This is a genomic window from Algoriphagus ornithinivorans (assembly GCF_900115305.1).
GTDB classification, from domain to species: domain Bacteria; phylum Bacteroidota; class Bacteroidia; order Cytophagales; family Cyclobacteriaceae; genus Algoriphagus; species Algoriphagus ornithinivorans.
Window position 1 is genome coordinate 1 of sequence record NZ_FOVW01000008.1, and the last position, 19,740, is coordinate 19,740.

The 19,740-nt window shown below is 41.6% G+C and carries 17 protein-coding genes and 1 pseudogene; 11 read left to right on the plus strand and 7 right to left on the minus strand.

Going from position 1 to position 19,740, the window contains the following annotated elements; genetic code table 11:
- Positions 1-465, plus strand: a pseudogene (locus BM073_RS18120) (hypothetical protein); the annotation flags it as partial.
- Between the two features lie 163 nt (positions 466-628).
- Here the strand turns inward: BM073_RS18120 and BM073_RS13025 are convergent.
- The 3 genes from BM073_RS13025 to BM073_RS13035 are packed head-to-tail and all read right to left on the minus strand — an operon-like array spanning position 629 to position 3,642.
- On the minus strand, positions 629-1,669 hold the full coding sequence (locus BM073_RS13025; RefSeq protein ID WP_091654767.1) for an MBL fold metallo-hydrolase: 1,041 nt from the start codon (positions 1,667-1,669) through the stop codon (positions 629-631).
- A 3-nt stretch (positions 1,670-1,672) separates the two neighbouring features.
- Positions 1,673-2,581 carry a helix-turn-helix domain-containing protein gene (locus tag BM073_RS13030; RefSeq protein WP_091654768.1) on the minus strand — a complete coding sequence of 303 codons (909 nt, stop codon included), beginning with the start codon at positions 2,579-2,581 and terminating at the stop codon, positions 1,673-1,675.
- Positions 2,578-3,642 (minus strand): NAD-dependent epimerase/dehydratase family protein, encoded by a 1,065-nt coding sequence (locus BM073_RS13035; protein ID WP_091654769.1) that lies wholly within the window; start codon positions 3,640-3,642, stop codon positions 2,578-2,580. Before BM073_RS13035 ends, BM073_RS13030 begins: the two co-directional genes overlap by 4 nt.
- Positions 3,643-3,995: 353 nt before the next feature.
- Between BM073_RS13035 and BM073_RS13040 the strand changes: the two genes are divergently transcribed.
- The 3 genes from BM073_RS13040 to BM073_RS13050 are packed head-to-tail and all read left to right on the plus strand — an operon-like array spanning position 3,996 to position 6,864.
- Positions 3,996-5,132, plus strand: a complete 1,137-nt coding sequence (locus BM073_RS13040; protein ID WP_091654770.1) for a Re/Si-specific NAD(P)(+) transhydrogenase subunit alpha — start codon at positions 3,996-3,998, stop codon at positions 5,130-5,132.
- Between the two features lie 3 nt (positions 5,133-5,135).
- A complete protein-coding gene (locus tag BM073_RS13045; protein WP_091654771.1) occupies positions 5,136-5,447 on the plus strand; it encodes an NAD(P) transhydrogenase subunit alpha part 2 in 312 nt (103 codons plus the stop codon).
- Between the two features lies 1 nt (position 5,448).
- A complete protein-coding gene (locus BM073_RS13050) occupies positions 5,449-6,864 on the plus strand; it encodes an NAD(P)(+) transhydrogenase (Re/Si-specific) subunit beta (RefSeq protein WP_175557918.1) in 1,416 nt (471 codons plus the stop codon).
- Between the two features lie 2 nt (positions 6,865-6,866).
- On the opposite strand, the gene BM073_RS13055 is transcribed toward BM073_RS13050, so the two are convergent.
- From BM073_RS13055 to BM073_RS13065, 3 genes are all read right to left on the minus strand, one after another.
- Positions 6,867-7,229 (minus strand): transmembrane 220 family protein, encoded by a 363-nt coding sequence (locus BM073_RS13055; protein WP_091654772.1) that lies wholly within the window; start codon positions 7,227-7,229, stop codon positions 6,867-6,869.
- Positions 7,230-7,248: 19 nt separating this feature from the next.
- The gene (locus BM073_RS13060; protein ID WP_091654773.1) at positions 7,249-7,776 is read right to left on the minus strand and encodes a gluconate 2-dehydrogenase subunit 3 family protein; all 528 of its coding nucleotides are present in this window, start codon (positions 7,774-7,776) and stop codon (positions 7,249-7,251) included.
- Between the two features lie 124 nt (positions 7,777-7,900).
- A complete protein-coding gene (locus BM073_RS13065; protein ID WP_091654774.1) occupies positions 7,901-9,337 on the minus strand; it encodes an amidohydrolase in 1,437 nt (478 codons plus the stop codon).
- A 238-nt stretch (positions 9,338-9,575) separates the two neighbouring features.
- Here BM073_RS13065 and BM073_RS13070 point away from each other — a divergent pair, with 238 nt between their 5' ends.
- The 3 genes from BM073_RS13070 to BM073_RS13080 all read left to right on the plus strand — a co-directional run bounded on the left by BM073_RS13070 (position 9,576) and on the right by BM073_RS13080 (position 14,608).
- Positions 9,576-10,562, plus strand: a complete 987-nt coding sequence (locus BM073_RS13070; RefSeq protein WP_091654775.1) for a c-type cytochrome — start codon at positions 9,576-9,578, stop codon at positions 10,560-10,562.
- A 161-nt stretch (positions 10,563-10,723) separates the two neighbouring features.
- Positions 10,724-12,394, plus strand: a complete 1,671-nt coding sequence (locus BM073_RS13075; RefSeq protein WP_091654776.1) for a bifunctional metallophosphatase/5'-nucleotidase — start codon at positions 10,724-10,726, stop codon at positions 12,392-12,394.
- 111 nt (positions 12,395-12,505) lie between these two features.
- Positions 12,506-14,608: an acylase gene (locus BM073_RS13080; protein ID WP_091654777.1), complete on the plus strand. Its 2,103-nt coding sequence runs from the start codon at positions 12,506-12,508 to the stop codon at positions 14,606-14,608.
- On the opposite strand, the gene BM073_RS13085 is transcribed toward BM073_RS13080, so the two are convergent.
- On the minus strand, positions 14,605-15,354 hold the full coding sequence (locus BM073_RS13085; protein ID WP_091654778.1) for a DeoR/GlpR family DNA-binding transcription regulator: 750 nt from the start codon (positions 15,352-15,354) through the stop codon (positions 14,605-14,607). The two genes, BM073_RS13080 and BM073_RS13085, sit on opposite strands and share 4 nt — an antisense overlap.
- Before the next feature lie 152 nt (positions 15,355-15,506).
- Between BM073_RS13085 and BM073_RS13090 the strand changes: the two genes are divergently transcribed.
- From BM073_RS13090 to BM073_RS13105, 4 genes are read left to right on the plus strand one after another with little or no spacing between them, the layout of a single operon-like run.
- The gene (locus tag BM073_RS13090) at positions 15,507-16,193 is read left to right on the plus strand and encodes an N-acetylmuramoyl-L-alanine amidase (RefSeq protein ID WP_091654779.1); all 687 of its coding nucleotides are present in this window, start codon (positions 15,507-15,509) and stop codon (positions 16,191-16,193) included.
- A 4-nt stretch (positions 16,194-16,197) separates the two neighbouring features.
- Positions 16,198-17,847 carry a glycoside hydrolase family 10-like protein gene (locus BM073_RS13095; protein ID WP_245756421.1) on the plus strand — a complete coding sequence of 550 codons (1,650 nt, stop codon included), beginning with the start codon at positions 16,198-16,200 and terminating at the stop codon, positions 17,845-17,847.
- Positions 17,844-18,323 carry a GNAT family N-acetyltransferase gene (locus tag BM073_RS13100; protein ID WP_091654780.1) on the plus strand — a complete coding sequence of 160 codons (480 nt, stop codon included), beginning with the start codon at positions 17,844-17,846 and terminating at the stop codon, positions 18,321-18,323. Before BM073_RS13095 ends, BM073_RS13100 begins: the two co-directional genes overlap by 4 nt.
- Positions 18,320-19,585 carry an MFS transporter gene (locus tag BM073_RS13105; RefSeq protein WP_091654781.1) on the plus strand — a complete coding sequence of 422 codons (1,266 nt, stop codon included), beginning with the start codon at positions 18,320-18,322 and terminating at the stop codon, positions 19,583-19,585. Before BM073_RS13100 ends, BM073_RS13105 begins: the two co-directional genes overlap by 4 nt.
- Positions 19,586-19,740 lie beyond the last annotated feature (155 nt).

Consider the following 19,740-nt stretch of genomic DNA (forward strand, 5'->3'; position numbering starts at 1 on the left):
AATTATAGAGCAGTGATGCGAAAAGCAATCAGCAGAGCCGTGGGCAATGGAGTAAAACTCAAAGGGATGATTCATCATAGCGATGGAGGCAAGCAGTATGAGAGCGAGGTATACAAGAAGTTGTGTAATCGACACGGAATTCTTCAAAGTATGTGCATGTATTCTTACGAGAACCCCTATGCAGAGAAAACAAACGATCTGATAAATAGTGGATACTTGAATTACTGGAAGCCAAAGAAACTTGAAGAATTGAGAAAATGTCAGAAAAAAGCAGTCGCTGACCACAACAAGAAAAGAAGAAAGAAAGTACTCAATGGACTTTCTCCCCTCCAATATAAATCAATGTTGCAAACTCAACCTTCAATAGCATATACCTTGAAATTGAAGCCCAGAAATCCTGAACAACCAAGAAAAAGAGTACCTCAAAATGTAAACAAATTAACAATCCACAAGACAGAATTGTGACAACCAAAATCAGGCAAGGTCACGGAAGCTTCCGTCTTCGGTCATCAGTCTTCCAGCCTGTCAAGCAAGGAAAATAAGGCAACTGGAATGATTGCGGATAATCAGACTTTTTTTCCAATTTACCTTTTCAGTGCTTATCTCAGGAAAAATTCTTTGAAATTTTTCAATATTCCCTCCACCACTCTTCCCAGTGAGTTTCCTCCACGCTTCTCAACTCTCCTATTTGAGGGATCACAAAATCCATTTGCCGGCTTTTTGCAGTTGCAGTGAAAATTTCCACTGGCTCTTTCCAATGATGAGGAGCTAAAGTAAATCCCGCCCAGTGCACAGGCATAATCTTTTTTGCAAAAGCATCCTGGGCAGCAAAAACTGATTCATCCGGAAATAAGTGAATTTGTCTCCAATGCTCGTTGTATTGACCACATTCCATAAATGCGAAGTCAAAACCACCAAAATGCTCTCCGATTTTCTGAAAGTGCTGACCATAGCCTCCATCTCCACTAAACCAGATGGATTCTGCTGCAGTCTGAAAAGCCCATCCTCCCCAAAGACACTTTGCTCTGTCCGTGAGTCCCCGGCCTGAAAAGTGTCGTGTTGGGGTAAAAGTAACTTTCACACCTCCCAGCTCCTGCTCCTCCCACCAATCAAACTCGGTGATCAAGGCTGAATCAACTCCCCAACTGACCAGATGCCTTTTCAACCCCAAAGCCACAAAATATCGCTTGGTTTTATTTTTAAGCTTCTTAATACTTTCAAAATCCAAGTGATCATAATGATCATGAGTCATCAACAAGAGATCAATCTCAGGAAAATCATCGATCAGATCCAGGCTATCTTTCGAAAATCGTTGGGTAGTAATTGGTCCGATGGGAGATGCATCTGGCCCAAGCATAGGATCGATCAAAATATTCAATCCATTAAGCTTCATGAATATTGCAGAATGACCATACCAGGCATACTTCATTTTCTCAGAGCTATCCATTAGTTTCTGATGATCAAAACTTCTGATAGGCAGAGGCTTATTAGGAGTTCTATCAGAACGACCACTTAATTGCTGGTACAGGATTTTAGGAAAGTCTTTCAGGCTAATACTCATACTGGTATCCTGTAAATTCTGAAATTTACCATCGCTCCAGTTAGGTGATTGCTGATATCTATCTTTGAGTGAATCTGTCACTCTTCCTCCAAATTGACGAAAAGGCATGGCTTAATTCAAGTTTCTAAATTCCAGAGGCGACATTCCTGTCTTACTCTTAAAAAGTTTGGTAAAATGCTGAGGATACTCAAATCCCAATTGATAGGCAATCTGAGATACCGCTTCTTTGGTTCCCAAAAGTGAATTCTTCGCCCTTTCAATTAGAATATGATGAATATATTCCTGTGCATTTCTTCCACTTTCTTTTCTTAACAAATCACTCAAATACCTGGATGACATATTCATTTTTTCACCTAAGTATTTGACCGTAGGAAGCCCCTTCTCTCCGGGCATTTCTGAATCAAAGTATTCCCGAAGGATTTTTTCAAATCGACTAACCAAATCCTGATTGAGGTTGGTTCGAGAGTAAAATTGCCTGTCATAATATCGCAGACAATACCCCAATAGCAATTCAATATTCGTCAGAATCAAATTTTGACTGTGCCTATCGATAGGTTGCTTTAATTCAAGTTCAATTTTTTCGATTAACTCTGACAATGACTTTTTCTCCCCATCTGACACATGCAGAGCTTCATTCGTCTCGTAATCGAAAAAACCGTATGTATGGATATTTTCCCCCAAATCACTTTTTCTTATCAAGTCTGGATGAAATAAGAGCAGCCAACCTTCGGAGCTTGGGTTCATCTCCTTATTTCCAGCAGTGAGTACTTGGCCAGCTTTGATGAAAGCTAAAGTGCCTTCCCTGAAGTCATAAGAACTTCTTCCATATCCCATTTCGCAATCCATTCCTTCCTTTTGCCAGATTTGGAATAAATCTATCCTGATTTTCATTCCTTCTTGAATCTGGTCTAGCTGAATATCTTTTTGCCTAACCACAGAAACCAAGGGATGAAGCGGTTTGGGTAAGCCAAGAACCTGATGAGCCTTTGATATGGAATCTATGATAAAAACCTCTTTCACCCTTTTACCAAATTATGATCAATCATCACCTGAAATGAATCTACCATTGTTTCCTCCAGCGATCTATAGCTCACTTGAAGTTCTCGGATACTTTTAGAATTATCTGCTTTCCAGGCTACGTTTACGTTCTTTTTTACAAAATCTCTGGTAATCATTTTATTGACAAAAGGTCCGACCAGCATCAATAACCATTTGGGTAGCGCTTTTTTTGGAACTGGATATTTATCCCCAAAATGCTTGTGTAGAATTTTTGCGGCTTCCAGCATATTGGTATTGTGTGCAGAAATAATATTTCGGCCATTTGCCTCAGGAAGCAAACCTGCATTCAAATGTGCTTCTGCCAAGTCCCGAACATCTACGATCCCCAAACCTAAATTTGGAACCCCCATTTTCATAGTGCCGTCACCCAACTGTTTTAAGATGGTATAACTCTCTGAAGTCGCTGTTTCCGGATTTACTGCCGGTCCTAGTACCAAACATGGATTCACCACCACCAAATCCCATTGAGACTGTGATTTAGAAATTTTCCATGCCTCTTTTTCTGCCAAAGTCTTGGAATAGGAATAAGGTTGATAATCCAAAGAGGCAGTTGTATTCCATATTTCCTCGGTCAACATCCCTTTCGGTTTATGAGCCACTTCGCTGGCATCGGTATAAATAGCTGCGCAACTGCTGGTCACTACCACTCTTTTTACCGAGGCTGTTCGATTGGCTTGCTCCAATACATTTCTTGTCCCATTTACGGCCGGATCGATCAAGTCTTTTTGAGGGTCTTTATAATTGGAGGTAAATGGAGAAGCGGTATGGAAAACCAATTCGCAATCCTTCATGGCTTCTTCATAGCTTCCTTCATCCAATAAATCAGATTTAAAAAACAGGATTTTCCCTGGTGTATCCTTTGCCAAATCCCTCAAATGATTGGTTTTTTTGGCGTTTTCAGGATCCCTTACAGCCGCATGGACGGTCATTCCTTTTTCAAGAAGCTTTTTAACAATCCACCCGGCAACAAAACCCGTTGCTCCTGTAACTAAAACTGGTTTGGATAAATCTATTGAAGTCATGATTTTTCGATTTTGATAGAGTACAAAGGTCTAACAAGCAAAACCCAAAAAAGTATACAAATTGGTGAAAGACTTAAACAAATTGCATGAATCTCACAATATCGCATTATTCATACTCATTAATTAAATCAATTAAACCTATCCTTAAAGGCTTCAAATCGACATTTTGATTCTGATTTGAAAACCTTAAAACCAAATCAACTTTTATAAATTCCTTCAATATTTTTTTGTAACCGATCTGAGAAGGGACTATAACAAGTAATTTTTAATTCTTTATGCACTTTAATTTTCAAAGGATTTTCATTTACCTAATAAACCCTTAAATTGAAGGAGTTAGCATCAAATCACCGTCCATGACCATTGGCCTTTTAAAAGAACCCGAGGGAGAACATCGGGTTGCCTTATTACCTGAAAGTGTAAAAAGCCTTATTTCCTTAGAAGTAAATGTGTGGGTGGAAAGCCAAGCTGGAAACCATGCTTTCGTTTCTGACACTGATTTTGAAAAATCAGGTGCAAAAATCTCCCAAAGAGAAGAAGTACTAAAAGCCGATTTGATCCTGGGAATCAATCCACCTACTTCTACAGAATTAGAAACTCTGAAAGCTGAACAAGTCCTTGTTTGTGTATTTCAGCCTCTTTCAAATAAAGTTTTGGTGGAAAGATTTTTAAAATTGGGCATCACGAGTTTCTCCATGGACAATGTTCCTAGAACTACCCGGGCACAGGCGATGGATATTCTTTCTTCCATGGCGACAGTGGCTGGATACAAGGCTGTTTTGATGGCTGCATCTCATTCTCCACGTTTCTTCCCTATGTTTATGACCGCTGCTGGAAGCATCATCCCTTCCAAAGTTTTGGTCTTAGGTGCCGGGGTGGCAGGACTGCAAGCCATTGCCACTGCAAGACGCTTGGGTGCCGTTGTGGAAGCTTTCGACGTGCGTGCAGCTGCTGAAGAGGAAGTGAAGAGTTTGGGAGCCAAATTCATTAAAGTGGAAGGCGCCAAAGATGAAGCCACGGCGGGAGGATATGCGGTAGAACAAAGTGAAGAATACAAAGCCAAGCAGCAGGCATTGATTCAGGAGCATGCTAAGAAATCGAATATCATCATTTGTACTGCCCAGATACCCGGAAGAAAAGCCCCGCTATTGATCACCAAAGAAACTGTTGCCGAAATGGTTCCTGGATCGGTCATCATAGACTTAGCTTCATCCTCTGGAGGAAACTGCGAGCTTACCCAAGACAATCAAACCATCAATTCCAATGGAGTCAGTATCATTGGAAACTCCAATTTACCAAGCACCATGCCTTTGGATGCCAGTAAAATGTATGGAAAAAATATGGTCAATTTCCTCAAACTGATAATCGGAGAGTTTGGCGCTTTAAACCTGAATTGGGATGATGATATTGTTTTCAACACCTGTGTCACTCACCAAGGAAGTATCCAAAGCGAACGCGTAAAATCAATCCTTTTCCCCAGCAATCCAGTCTAGACTATGGAAGAATTATTAAGCCTTTTTTATGAAAACAGGGAATTCATATTCCTGATCATCGTCTCGGTATTTCTGGGAATTGAAGTAATATCGAATGTTCCCGCGGTTCTTCATACTCCCTTGATGTCTGGCGCCAATGCGATTCATGGGGTCGTAATCATCGGCTCTATTATCATCATGCTCCAAGCAGATCCCCGCAACTACTATGCATTAATTCTGGGCTTTTTAGCAGTTATTCTAGGTACGCTGAATGTGGTGGGTGGATTTGTGGTCACCAACAGAATGCTCGAAATGTTTAAGAAAAAATCCAAGTAATATGATGACAGATTTACTAGGACTCAGCATTTTGGAGCTTTGCTATATTGGCGCTTCTATTACGTTTATTTTAGGCTTGAAAATGCTCTCCAGCCCGGACAAGGCAAGAAAAGGGAATTTAATTGCCGGTTATGGAATGGGTTTGGCAATAATAGCAACCATACTTTTCAAAGAAGAACTTACTGCCGATAAATGGCTCAACTACACCCTTATCCTGGCTGGACTGATCATAGGGACTGTCATTGGCACCCGCATGGCGCTCAAAGTAAAAATGACTGCCATGCCCCAGATGGTTTCTTTTTTCAATGGTATGGGAGGAGCCTGTGCTGCAGTCATTTCTCTTGTTGAATTCGATCATTTACGACATGGCCAGGAAACAGAATCAGGGATGCTTTTGGTAATTCTCTTGGGCTTGATTATTGGTTCGGTGTCCTTCTCTGGCTCTATCGTAGCTTATGGGAAATTAGAAGGAAAAATCGGAGATAAAGCGCTTCCTGCAGGCCAATTCATCAATATTGCCCTGTTGATTTTACTATTTGGATTAGCTACATGGATGGTTGTAGTAGGATGCTCAGAAATGAGTTTCATCTATGCCTTGTTGTTTGCGTCTCTGCTTTATGGAGTTCTTTTTGTGATGCCAATTGGAGGTGCTGATATGCCGGTAGTCATTTCCTTGCTAAACAGCTTCACTGGAATGGCCGCTGCATTTGGAGGCTTTTTGTATGGGAATCAAGCCATGCTGACAGGAGGGATTTTGGTAGGTTCGGCTGGAACTATCCTAACTGTACTCATGTGTACCGCTATGAATCGATCCTTGACCAACGTCATAATCGGATCTTTTGGAGGTGGTAGTAACAGCACTTCCGGAAAAGAGGGAAGTCAGGAAACTGTCAAAGAAATATCTGTCACTGATGCCGCAATTTTGCTTGCTTATGCCAATAAAGTAAGCGTGGTACCCGGGTACGGTTTGGCTGTGGCACAAGCTCAGCACACTGTTCATAATCTGGAGAAAATTCTGGAAGAAAAGGGAGTAGAACTGACTTATGCGATTCACCCTGTAGCAGGAAGAATGCCTGGACATATGAATGTATTGTTGGCAGAAGCGGATGTTCCCTATCCAAAACTTTTGGAAATGGAAGATGCCAATGAATCTATGAATAGTGTCGATGTGGTTTTGGTCATTGGCGCAAATGATGTTGTCAATCCAGCTGCAGAAAATGATCCGAATAGCCCTATTTTCGGAATGCCAATTATCAAGGTTTGGAATGCCAAAAATGTGATAGTATTAAAAAGGTCAATGGGCAAGGGCTATGCAGGCATCGAAAACGAACTGTTTTTCCATTCGAAAAACAGGATGCTATTCGGAGATGCAAAAGATTCTCTCGAGAAATTGATCGCTGAGGTAAAAAACCTATAAATCTATTTCTTCCAGGCTTTGATCAAACCGGGAAGCATCACCAAGGCGATAATCATCAAACCAAAAGTTTCTCTGGCTTCCTCCATTTGGGGAGTTTTCATGCTGAGATTCTTTTGCTCTAGTTCCTGAACAATCCAATCACTCACCGACTCTGGCCAAAAATATACGGCTCCTACCAAGCAGACAACCACTAGCACAGCCAAGGGGATTTTTGGAAAAATACCCCGAAAACCCAACAAGCAAAAGATTATAGCTACAACATAAGTGCTTACCCAGACTTCGGGATCAGGGTCATTGAATTGCCAATAAGCAAAAAGAGCAAATAATACTGCCCAAGTCGCGTAAAATATTTTCGTGATATTCATAGAAATTGGACAAGATAAACTAGGCTACGTCCACACAACCAGAAAATCCTCCTGCCGCGACTTTATAGCCTCTATAATCCACCATTACTTCTTTAACCGTGGTAAATCCATAAATAGTCTGGGATTTCATGAGGTTAAAAAACTCTTTCTCCTGTTCAATTTCAGAATTAGCCATGGCCATCAAAATCTCCTCCCGTTCTGCCTGCTCCTTTTTCAGAAAGTTGGTTTTATCCAAAGCCTCTAGCTGATTTCTCAAGAGCTGATGGGTGTCTTCTTCATAGCAATATTCAAATAGACGAAGTAAGAATTTATCCGTACCTGTGCTCAAAGCACCGATGGGCTTTGCTTCAGGAGAAGGGGTTTTAGCTGGAAGTCCTTCCGGAATAATGGTATCTGCTATGGCTGAAATCAATTTTTCCTCTTTCCAGGTAAAGAATCCTTTATGGGTTAATTGGTCTACCAACTCCCATTTCCAATCAGCAATTGCCAATCCTGCGATTCCAAGTCCTGAGGCCCCCAGGATTTTTAGAGATTTTCTTCTGTTCATAGCATTAAGGATAGATTTTCAAGTTAGGTTTTTTACAAATCCATTCAAAAATGAGGCTTGATAATTCCACCAATGGCAAGAAAAAACTCCGACCTTGGGCCGGAGTTGATTATTATCTGATTTTTTATTTTCTGTAATCCAACGGAGCTGTTCTATCTCCAACCAAGGCATCGTATTTAAACCCTTCTCCTTGTCTTCTTTTCAGCTCAGCCTGTGCTTCTGCAGTTACTTTTGGATTTTTGAATATATCTGAAGCTGTTAAAGCCAAGGTCTTTGCGGCGATCATCATACCTTTTTGACCAATGCTTGTTCCACCGGCAGCTACAGCCTGCCAAGTATGGGCAGATGTACCCGGCACCCAAGTAGCAACATTCAATCCGGCCGTAGGTACCAACCAACTCACATCTCCTACATCAGTAGAACCTCCAGAACCTTTCTCATTTACCTCAAATGGAGCAATTTTTTGGGCATCCTCTGGAGAAGTGTTTACTCCAGAAGGAAAGGTCTTAATAATGTCCTGAGCAAATTTTGTCTCTTCCGGGCTGTACTTCAAACCACCTACCATTTGAAGGTTTTTATGCATAATTCTGGACAAGGTCTCATTAGGGAGAAGATTGTAAACTCCATTGATCACCTCATACTCCATTTTAGTCTGTGTGCCTTGCGCAGCACCCTCAGCAGCTGCTACCATTTTGGCAAAAATCTCCTTAACCACTCTTGCATCCGGGTGTCTCACATAATGATAAGATTCTGCAAAGGCTGGAACCACATTTGGAGCTTCACCTCCACGGGTGATTACATAGTGCATCCTTGTTTCTTGAGGTACATGTTCGCGCAAAAGATTAACCATAAAATTCATCGCTTCCACTCCGTCTAAGGCAGATTTTCCTCTATCAGGAGCTGCAGCAGCGTGGGAAGCTTCACCGTAGAATCTAAATTTGGTAGAAATATTGGCCAAAGATGAACTGGCAGAAGCATCATTTTTGGAACCCGGATGCCAGTGCAACATCGCGTCTACATCCTCCATTAGCCCTGCTCTTGCCATGTACACTTTTCCTCCGCCGCCTTCTTCAGCCGGCGTTCCATATACACGAATGGTTCCAGTGATTTTATTCTGTTGCATCCAATCTTTTACGGCAATTCCGGCAGCAACTGAGGCAGTGCCAAAAAGATGGTGGCCACAGGCATGACCGGCTCCGCCTTCCACAACAGGTTCTCTAAAAGGAACTGCCTTTTGGGAGACTCCAGGCAAAGCATCAAACTCAGCCATAATCCCTACCACTGGAGCTCCTGAGCCAAATTCCGCCACAAATGCAGTGGGAATGTCAGCCACACCGGTTTTAACACTAAATCCAGCATCTTTTAAAGTCTTTTGCAAAAGCTCAGAGCTCTCAGTTTCCAAATATCCCAATTCAGGATTGGACCAAATTTGCTTGGAAATCGTACCATAAAATTCAGCCTTTTGATCCAGGCTATTCAAAATTGTTTTTTCCTGTGCCATGGTGAAATTAGCCCAGAGCAAGGCAAACAATAGAATGTATGTCTTTCTTTTAGATATCATAAATTTAGTTTTGATTAATTGGTAAGGTTAGTCGAAAATACGGCTGAAATACAGCTCAGGCAAAGATTTTTACAGGAAAAAATAGAATCTGCATTTAAGCAGCTTGATCAATTCTTTGAAAAATTCTATTCAATTATACCTCTAGTTATTCATTTACATAAATATTGATTTTGTACCCGAAAATTTCCATCTAATTTTTATTATTTGTACTTTTCTGATAACCAAACCTTTACGCACTATGAATAAATTATTTAAAGTCCTAGGCTGGATGTTAGGGGCAATTGTTTTACTTCTTCTTTGTGTTTTCGCCTACCTCAACATTGTTTTTCCCAAGGTATCTCCTGCAGAAGATTTGAAAATTGAGTACACCGCTGACCGAATCGAAAGAGGAGCTTATCTCGCAAATCATGTAGCCGTCTGTATGGACTGCCACTCTCAACGGGATTTCTCATTGTTTTCGGGTCCTCCTGCCCCAGGAACGCTTGGCAAAGGAGGAGATAGATTTGATCACGGGATGGGTTTCCCAGGTGTATTTTACGCTAAAAACATCACTCCATTTGGAATTTCAGACTATTCAGACGGAGAACTTTATCGACTCATAACTACCGGAGTGACCAATGATGGGAGAGCTATGTTCCCACTCATGCCATATAAGTATTATGGAAAAATGGATCCTGAAGATATTTATGACATCATTGCCTATATACGTTCCTTACCAAGTGTAGAAAGTAATGTTCCTGATTCCAAAGCAGATTTTCCAGTAAGTCTAATTCTCAACACCTTACCAAAGGATCCCGAGCCAATGAAAAAACCAAACCCGGCTGATCAGGTGGCTTATGGAAAATACCTTGTAAATGCTTCAGGCTGTATAGAATGCCATACTCAAGCAGACCCTCAAGGGATGATTATTCAAGAAGTGGCCTTTGAAGGAGGTAGAGATTTTCCTTTTCCTGATGGGTCTAAGGTAACCTCATCCAATATTACTCCTGACCCTGAAACAGGGATCGGAAATTGGGATGAAGCAACATTTGTTCAAAGATTTAAACAATACACTGATTCAGCTTATGTGATTCCTCAAGTTCCCCAGGGAGAATTTAACACCATTATGCCTTGGACTATGTATGCCGGAATGACAGAACAAGACCTGAAAGCGATTTATGCTTATCTGAAAACACTCGAACCCAAACGGAATCAGGTAATTCGCTTTACAGCCTCCGCCAACTAAGCTCAAGCCCTGAAGAAATTCAGGGTTTTCTTTTGCAATGTGACCCTAATCACAAAACCCAAAGACTTTTTCGATGTATTTTGGAATCTAAATGGGAAGACTGACCCTTTCCAAAAATCTCTTATTCAGAGATTTTCTATACCATTAACCCAGAATTAACCATGAAAGCAAGTAGAAGAAAATTCCTTTCCCAACTGGGAGCAATCGGTACGGGAACAGGCCTTCTTAGTCTTGGCAGTCTTCCTGCTGAAGCCGAAGCTAAAGAAAAAGACAAAAAATCCTTCACCCTCAGTATTTTTCAAACTACAGATGTGCATTGCCAAATCCATCCACATGATGAGTTATTCTGGGAAAATGATCAGGCTATCTATAGAAAAACGGGAGGATATGCCCATCTCAAAACATTTCTGGAAAAGGAGAAAGCAAAAGCTGAACACAGCTTTGTCATCGATACGGGAGATATGTTTCAAGGCTCCGAGCTATCTGTAAGAACAACGGGTGAAGCGATGGTCCCGCTCCTCAACGAAATGGGTTATGACCTATACCTTCCTGGAAATTGGGAGGTGATTTATTACAAAAAAGCCATGCAGCACTTATTGGGTTCGCTTCATGCCCCAAAAATCTGCGCCAATATGTATCATGACTTGGGTGAAGGAACAAAAGGCGAGCTGATCTTTCCTCCTTACCATATCTGGACAGTAAATGGTGTCAAAATAGGTTTCTTGGGGTACACGGATCATTTGGTTCCTATTCGACAATCCCCAAATTACAGCAAAGGGATTATTTACACCAAGCCCGAAGAAAATCTTGCCCACTATGTGGATGTGCTCCGGAATCAGGAGAAATGTGCTTTTGTTGCAATCATTGCCCATTTAGGTCTTTCACAACAAATTCACTTAGCTAATATTCCGGCTTGTGAGGGTGTAGATTATATACTAGGTGGGGATACCCATGAAAGAGTAAGAAAACCTATTCAATCAAAATATGCCAAAGTGGTAGAGCCCGGCGCTTTCGGTTCATTTGTGGGCAAGCTGGAATTAAAAATTCAAGATGGAAAGGTGGTGTCTGATCACTATGAATTGCTGGAGGTTTCCGCAACAGCAAATAAAGCCGACCCAAAAATATCCCAACTCATCAAGAATAATGAGGGACCTTTTCAGGAGGATATTTTTGAAATTGCCGGATATAGTACTCTTCCGCTATACCGATACTTTGTCATAGAAAACCCAATAGATACTATGATTTTGGATGCCGTGAGCTGGCAGGTTCCAGAGGTAGATATTGTCCTTTCAAATGGTTTCAGGTTTTGCCCTCCCAACACGACTCCCGACCAAACTGGAAATATCCCCATCACAAACGGATACATTTTCGATATGCTGCCCGTGGATTCCATGATTCGTACCGGTAAAGTAACTGGACAACAAATTCAGGAATGGTTGGAAAAGGAGTTGAATAATGTGTTTGCAAAAGACGCATCCAAACGATTTGGAGGATGGGTCATCAAATTCAGAGGAATGGAAATCGAATTTTTGGCTTTTGGAGAGGAAGGTCAGCGGGTTCAGAAGGCATTGATTCATGGAAAACCAATTGATCCTGATAGAGTGTATAGCATTTGTGCCTGTGAAAGAGATGGAGACCCTGATGATATGCTTTGCCGATTCAAAGGTGTCATGGAAACAGAAAACACTGCCTATACTTTGCATCAGGCGATGAAAAATTATCTGGCAGCCAATTCGCCGGTAAGTCCTACCCCTCCCAAATCTGCTGTGGCACTCGATGCACCTCCTACTCTACTTACCCAGGTTTACGGCGTAGACTATCAGTTTAAATAAATAAGTTACTTTTTCACCCTATAGCTAACCGAGAGGTTAGCTTTTTTTGTTTTACGAACAAGCTTGTACAACTGACCTTAACCTTCTAATTTCCCGATTAAAATCTTCTCTATGCGCATTGATCATTCATTTGGCAGTTTTTTACTTTTTATAGTATTTCTGAGTTCATGCAACTCGGTTCACCAAGAGTCCGGCTGGGACAGTTCACAGATTCAAATAGCGAGAGACGATTTTGGAGTTCCCCATATTTTTGGAAAAACCGATGCAGATGTTGCTTATGGCTTGGCCTGGGCTCATGCGGAAGATGATTTTGAAACAATTCAAAAAACCATGCTTGCAGGCAAAGCCTTGGTAGGAAGAGTTTATGGAGAAGAAGGGGCAGCTGTAGATTTTTTTGTTCAGCTTTTAGAAACCCAAAAAATAGCTAAAGAGAAATACGAAAGTTCCTTTTCAGCCGAGTTTAAAAAAGTCTTGGAAGGCTATGCAGCCGGCATCAACGATTATGCATTGCAGCATCCTAAAGAAATGCTTTATAGTCGTGCCTTTCCGGTGAGCACAGAAGATATCGCTTCAGCATATATTTTGTCATTGGCCCAAATGTCGGGGGCTGACAGAGCTGTTCAAGCTATATTTAGCGGTGAGGTGACGGTACTTCCTTCTGATCCAAATCCCAAAGGTTCGAATGCAATTGCGATTCATTCCGATAGAACGGAATCAGGAGAAAGCTTTTTGGCTATCAACTCACATCAACCGCTAGAAGGACCAGTCGCTTGGTATGAGGCACATTTGCATTCTGAGGAAGGCTGGAACATGCTGGGAGGTTTATTTCCAGGGGGAGCTATGATTTTCCATGGAGTCAATGAGAATTTGGGATGGGCGCATACTGTCAACTTTCCGGATCTTCTGGACTTGTACCAATTGCAAAGCAATCCCGACAACCCTAATCAATATTATGTCGATGGAGAATGGCTGACATTGGAGGAAAAGACCATTTGGCTTAAAGTAAAATTATGGGATTGGCTCACGATTCCTGTCCCTAAAACCATCTGGAAAAGTATATATGGCCCAACCTTAGTCACTGATCAAGGAGCTTTTTCCATTCGATTGGGCGCCTTAGATAGAATCGGCGCACCGGAGCAATGGTGGAGAATGAATAAAGCTAAAAACTTTACAGAATGGAAATCCGCTATGGAAAGAATGGATTTAACCAGCTTCAATACAGTCTATGCGGATAAGTTTGATACCATTTTTTATGTCAGTAATGGACTGTTGCCTATTAGAAAGCCTGGGTATGATTATACCGGAACTGTACCTGGTAATACAAGAGAAACTCTCTGGACCGCATACCACGACTTTAAGGACTTACCCCAGCAAGTAAATCCCAAATCAGGATACCTCTATAATACGAATCATTCTCCTTTCAAGGCGTCTTCTTTTTCGGATAACCTAAACCAAAATGATTTTCCCTCTGAGATGAATTTTTCCAAAAGAGATAATAACCGCTCATTGAGATTTAGGGAAATCATGCCGGATTCAGGAAAAATCTCTTGGGAACAATTTGAACAAATAAAATTCGATCAAAAACTACCTAGTCAACTTGCATTTAGAACTAATATGCAGGCTATGTTTTCATTGGATAGCGCTGAGTTTTCTGACATTGCTCCTCAAATACAAGTGCTAAAAAACTGGGATAAATCTGCCGGAGTGAAAAGTGAGGGAGCTGCACTTTTTGCTTTTGTATATTATTACTGGTGGGATAAATTTGACAAAATGAAAAGGCCTTTTGAAACTACGCTTACAAAAGAAGAAGCAGCAGAAGGTATTCGGGCTGCCAAAGCGCATTTCAAGGAGCATTTTGGAAAAGAATTGGTCGGTTTGGGCGAATATCAAAAGCTAGTAAGAGGAGATAAAGTGCTTCCTCTTTGGGGTCTGGATGATGTAATTGCCGCCATGCGATCTCAGAACTGGGAAAATGGAATGCGGAAAGGTGTACAGGGAGAATCCTATATTATGATGGTCAAGTTTGGAGAAGGCTTACCAAAAATAGAAACCATCAATGTATTTGGCGCCAGTAATCGTCCTGAAAGTCCGCACTATGCAGATCAAATGGAGCGATTTTTAGGAAGGGAATTAAAGCCTATGACACTAGACAAGGAAGAAGTCTTGAAAAATGCTCGGGAGATTTACAATCCCGGAAAAAGACAAAACCCTTAAACCAGCTTCAAATCATAATTTCTGAATGCATCCAAAACCGGGTCGGTGGGATGAAGTTCCGTGACTAAGGTGTGAACAGCTGTCAGATCACAGGTTTTGTATTTTTGCACAGTGTGCAATTTATCGGAGACAGAAAGTATGATTGTCTTCTTGGCAGCACGGATCATGGCCTGTTTCACTTGAATCACCTCCCAGTCAAACTCTGTCAGCCCATGCTCTGCATCCAGATAGCCTGTTCCCAAAATACAAAGATCTACTTTCAGCTGATTTAGTGAGTTTACTACAGTTCCTCCCACAGCGAATTTAGCCTCATGCAACAGCTTCCCTCCCAGAAAAATCACCTCAACTTCTGGTAATTCCAACAACTGCATAGCCACATGTAGGCTAGGGGTAAATACAGTGAGGGGCAATCTCCTGGGAATCATTTTGGCAACTTCCATATTGGTCGTCCCTCCACTCATCAGAATTACCTGACCTTCGGAGAGCAGGGAAACTGTTTTTTCAGCAATCCGGATTTTTTTGGAAAGAAGGTAAATATTACCATCATCCTTACTGAAGTTCATAAAACCAAAAGAAGTCGCTCCTCCATGGACTTTTTTAAGTTTCTTTTCTTTTGCCAGCTCTTTTACATCTCGTCTAACCGTATCAATTGACACATTAAGCGAATCAGAAAGGTCTGTCAGCAAAACTCTATGATGTAAATGAACCTGGTCTAGGATATACTTTTGTCTTTCTTCTTTTAGCATGGAATCGGTGATAAAAACGTAAGCTACTAAAAACAGCAAAAACTTGCAAAAGTATAAAGGTGCTCGCTAGTGCTTGCAAAAAATTGCGCCTAATCATTCCCAAACCTGCAATATTCTAGGTAGTTTAGCTGTTGAAAAGACCCCAGCCTGCTATGAACCTGAACTTGAAAAAATACAGCTTCAACACAATTTGTCTTTCTTTCATTGCTTTGCTTTTTTCAGCTTGCAGCCCTCAGGCTACTTTTAGAATAATAGAAAAGCCAATCACCTGGAATGAAACAAGAGAGCAACTCTCACTTCAATACTTAAGTGAAAGACATGGCCTGGATAAAGAACAAGCTACTATCAGTCCTCAAATAGTGGTTGTTCACTGGACGGCAATTGATAATATAGAGGTCACTTTTGACGTTTTTGATTCACCGACTTTGGGAGGTAGAGAAGATTTGACGAGTGCCAGTAATCTCAATGTCAGTAGCCAGTTTTTGATTGATAGGGATGGCACCATTTTTCGACTTCTTCCTGACACCACCTTTGCTAGGCATACCATCGGGCTTAATTATTGTGCCATAGGCATTGAAAATGTAGGAGGGCCTGAAGCACCTCTTACCAAAGCTCAATTAAAAGCGAATGAAGATTTGATTCGGTATTTGGAAAAAAAATACCCTATTGATTATGTGATTGGGCACCATGAATATCAACTTTTTCAGGAAACAGAATTATGGAAAGAAGCAGACCCAGACTACAGAACTGTCAAAACAGACCCAGGTGATAGTTTTATGAAAAAACTTCGAAAAAACCTTAGTGATCTAAACCTCAAACCCATCCCTACTACCAATTAACTCTATGCTAAGAAGCACCTCTTCATCCCTGTTTTTTATTTGTTTTTTGCTGATTTGCCTTTCTGCCTGTAAAACCCAGAAAAAAGTTAGCAGTCCTGAAAAAGGAACTACGGGAGTTGGAATCGCCAAATCTGAGTCTCCCAAGGAAATTTTGCCAGTAAAAGAGCTCCCTAAAGTTCCTGTAACCCTACAACCTTTGAACTATCGTTTACCAGAAATGCCCAGGGAGTTTCGGGGTGTTTGGATTGCCACTGTCGCAAATATTGACTGGCCCATTTCTTCCACTGATTCCTGGGAGAAACAAAAGCGGGATTTTATTGGCCTTCTGGACTATTATAAAGATCTGAACTTCAATGCGGTAATCGTTCAGATAAGGACTGCAGGAGACTCTTTTTATCCAAGCAACTATGCACCTTGGTCAAAATACCTGACTGGTAAGCAAGGCAAGGCTCCTGCAACCAGTGAAAACCCTTTGACATGGATGATCAAAGAAGCTCATGATAGAGGGCTGGAATTTCACGCTTGGTTGAATCCATACCGAGCGACCATGGATCTGAAGACTGAGGAACTCAGCCCGGAACATGACTTCAATCAACATAGGAACTGGATGCTGAAATACGGTACCAAGTGGTACTATGATCCAGGACTTCCAGAAGTGAAAGAGCATTTGCTTAAAATCATCAAAGAGGTCGTGGATAATTACGATATCGACGCCATTCATTTTGATGACTATTTCTACCCCTACAGAGAAGGGAAGTTGGAGTTTCCAGACAAAGCCTCCTATGATAAATACAAAAAATCAGGTCAATCTCGGGATGATTGGAGAAGACAGAATGTCAATGAACTGATCTTTGCCCTCAACCAAACCATCAAAAGCAGTAAGCCTTGGGTTCAATTCGGTATTTCTCCTTTTGGAGTATGGAGAAATCAAAGTAAGGACCCAAAGGGCTCACCTACTCAAGCAGGCCAAACGAACTATGACGATCTCTTTGCAGATGTACTGCTTTGGATGAAAAATAAGTGGATTGACTACTTGATTCCACAACTTTATTGGAGCATGAATCATCGATTGGCTTCCCATCGAACCTTAGCAGACTGGTGGTCCAATAATAGTTTTGGCATTCCAATTTACATAGGACATGGACCTTATAAAATCCGCGAAGATTCAGATGAGGCCTGGAAAAATCCAGCTGAGATCAATACACAAGTGAATTATGCCAGAACCTTACCTCAGGTACATGGAAGCGCCTTTTTCTCTGCAAAATCCATTTATCAGAAGAATCAAGACATCGCCAAAATGTTGAAGAATGAGGTCTATGATCAACCTACACTCCCACCATCCTTCGAACCTAAGCAAAAAGCGATTATAGAAATTCCGGTTGTTTTAGACGTTAAATCAAACCTGAATAAAACTCAAATCAGCTTGGAGAAGCCACTAGATCCTGCCATCCGATATGCCATGGTTCAGGGAGGAAATGATTTGGCTAGCCTACATGATGCAGTGATTCATACAGCATGGGTGGGTGGCTCTAGAGCACGGTTCTTGGAAGTGGCCAGCTTAAATACTGAGTATTTGGCGATTCGATGGATTGATCATTATGGAAGAATAGTACAAACCCAAGTATTTCAAACACCCAAATTATCACGCCCATGAAAGACATGATTGTCAGGTTAATTGGCTTACCCGATATTCTGGAGCTTCAGAAAAACTTGGAATTCAAGGAGAAAATCACTTTCAGAAGGGCAATTGCTCCTGAAAAGCATCTTGTAAGCGAATGGGTAATGCAAGAATTCGGAGCTTATTGGAAATCGGAAGTTGAGGTAGCCTTTAGCAGACAGCCGGTCTCCTGTTGGATTGCTCAGCGGGGAAATCAACTCTTGGGATTTGCTTGCTACGAGAGTACAGCAAGAAATTTTTTCGGACCAACGGGTACTTTGGAATCTGAGCGAGGAAAAGGAATTGGTAAAGTATTATTGATCAAAGCGCTCGAATCCCTTCGGGAAATGGGCTATGCTTATGCCATTATTGGAGGAGTGGGGCCTGCGGAATTTTATGAGAAAGCAGTAAATGCCAAGGTAATTGAAGGCTCTGATGTCAGTGTTTATGAACGATTATTAAGAAAATCATGAGTCAAACCAAACCCAATTACCCATGGCTGTGGGTACCATCCCTTTACCTAACTGAATCGATCCCTTACGTCATTATTATTACTGTTTCTGTGGTGATGTATAAAAGCTTGGGGATCTCCAATGCGGATATTGGGCTTTATACCTCCTTTCTCTACCTTCCTTGGGTGATCAAACCAATTTGGAGCCCGGTTTTGGAATTGGTGGGAAATAAGAAAAAATGGTTTCTCAGCATGCAATTGGTGCTGGCTTTGGTCTTTTTGGGAGTCGGATTGACGACCGGACTCAATCAGTTCTTCACGATAACCTTAGCCTTTTTCTGGATGGGAGCTTTTGCTTCAGCCACGAATGATATAGCTTCAGACGGCATGTATTTGATCGCCTTGAAACCTGATCAGCAAAGTTTCTTTGTGGGATTGAGAAGTACATTTTATCGTGTTGGGATGATCACCGGACAGGGTTTGATTGTCATTATTGCAGGTAATTTGGAAGAAAGCTTGGGTGATCCATCCAAAGCCTGGTCATGGACCATGATTATTGTAGCTGGTTTGATGTTGACTTTGACGCTGATCAACTTTTTCGCGACACCCAATGTGCAGGAAGTTCGGATTAAAAGAGAAGACCAACCGAGTTTCGGAAAGGTATTTGGGACCTTTTTTACCAAGAAAAATATCGGAATCTCTCTCGCTTTCGTGCTTTTGTATCGATTGGGAGAGTCCCAATTAGTAAAGATGGCTTCCCCCTTCTTCTTGGACGAAAGGACCGCAGGAGGATTGGGATTAAGCGTCACGGATGTTGGTTATTTGTATGGTACATTGGGAGTGATTTCCCTTTTGGCAGGGGGAATCATCGGAGGAATTGTTATTTCCAGAGATGGTTTAGGCAAGTGGATGATACCAATGGCTTTTGCGATCAACGCGCCGAATTTGGGATATGTACTCCTGTCCTGGCAGCAACCTGACAGCTTTCTGTTTCCAGCCGTAGTAGTCATCATTGAGCAGTTAGGTTATGGTTTTGGGTTTGCCGCTTACATGGTCTTTCTAATATATTTAGCTGAAGGTCTTTTCAAAACTGCCCATTATGCCCTAGCTACAGGCTTTATGGCCATGGGAATGATGTTTCCTGGGATGCTTTCAGGATATATGCAAGAATGGCTGGGCTATCCCGGCTTCTTCGTTTGGGTAGTTTTGGCTACAATTCCAAGTTTTGTAATGGCCTATGTGGCGAAGTATCCTAAGGAGTTTGGGAAGAAGCTAGAAAGCTAAAGTTAGAAAGCTGAAACTTCGACGGAAAAGACGAAAACCTGTCAGGCTAAGCGGAGTCTTTGTCAGGCTGAGCAGAGTCGTTGTCAGGCTGAGCGGAGTCGAAGCCTTTCAAAGTACGATTTACCAAGGGATTAAAATAGAAAAGTACTCTTACC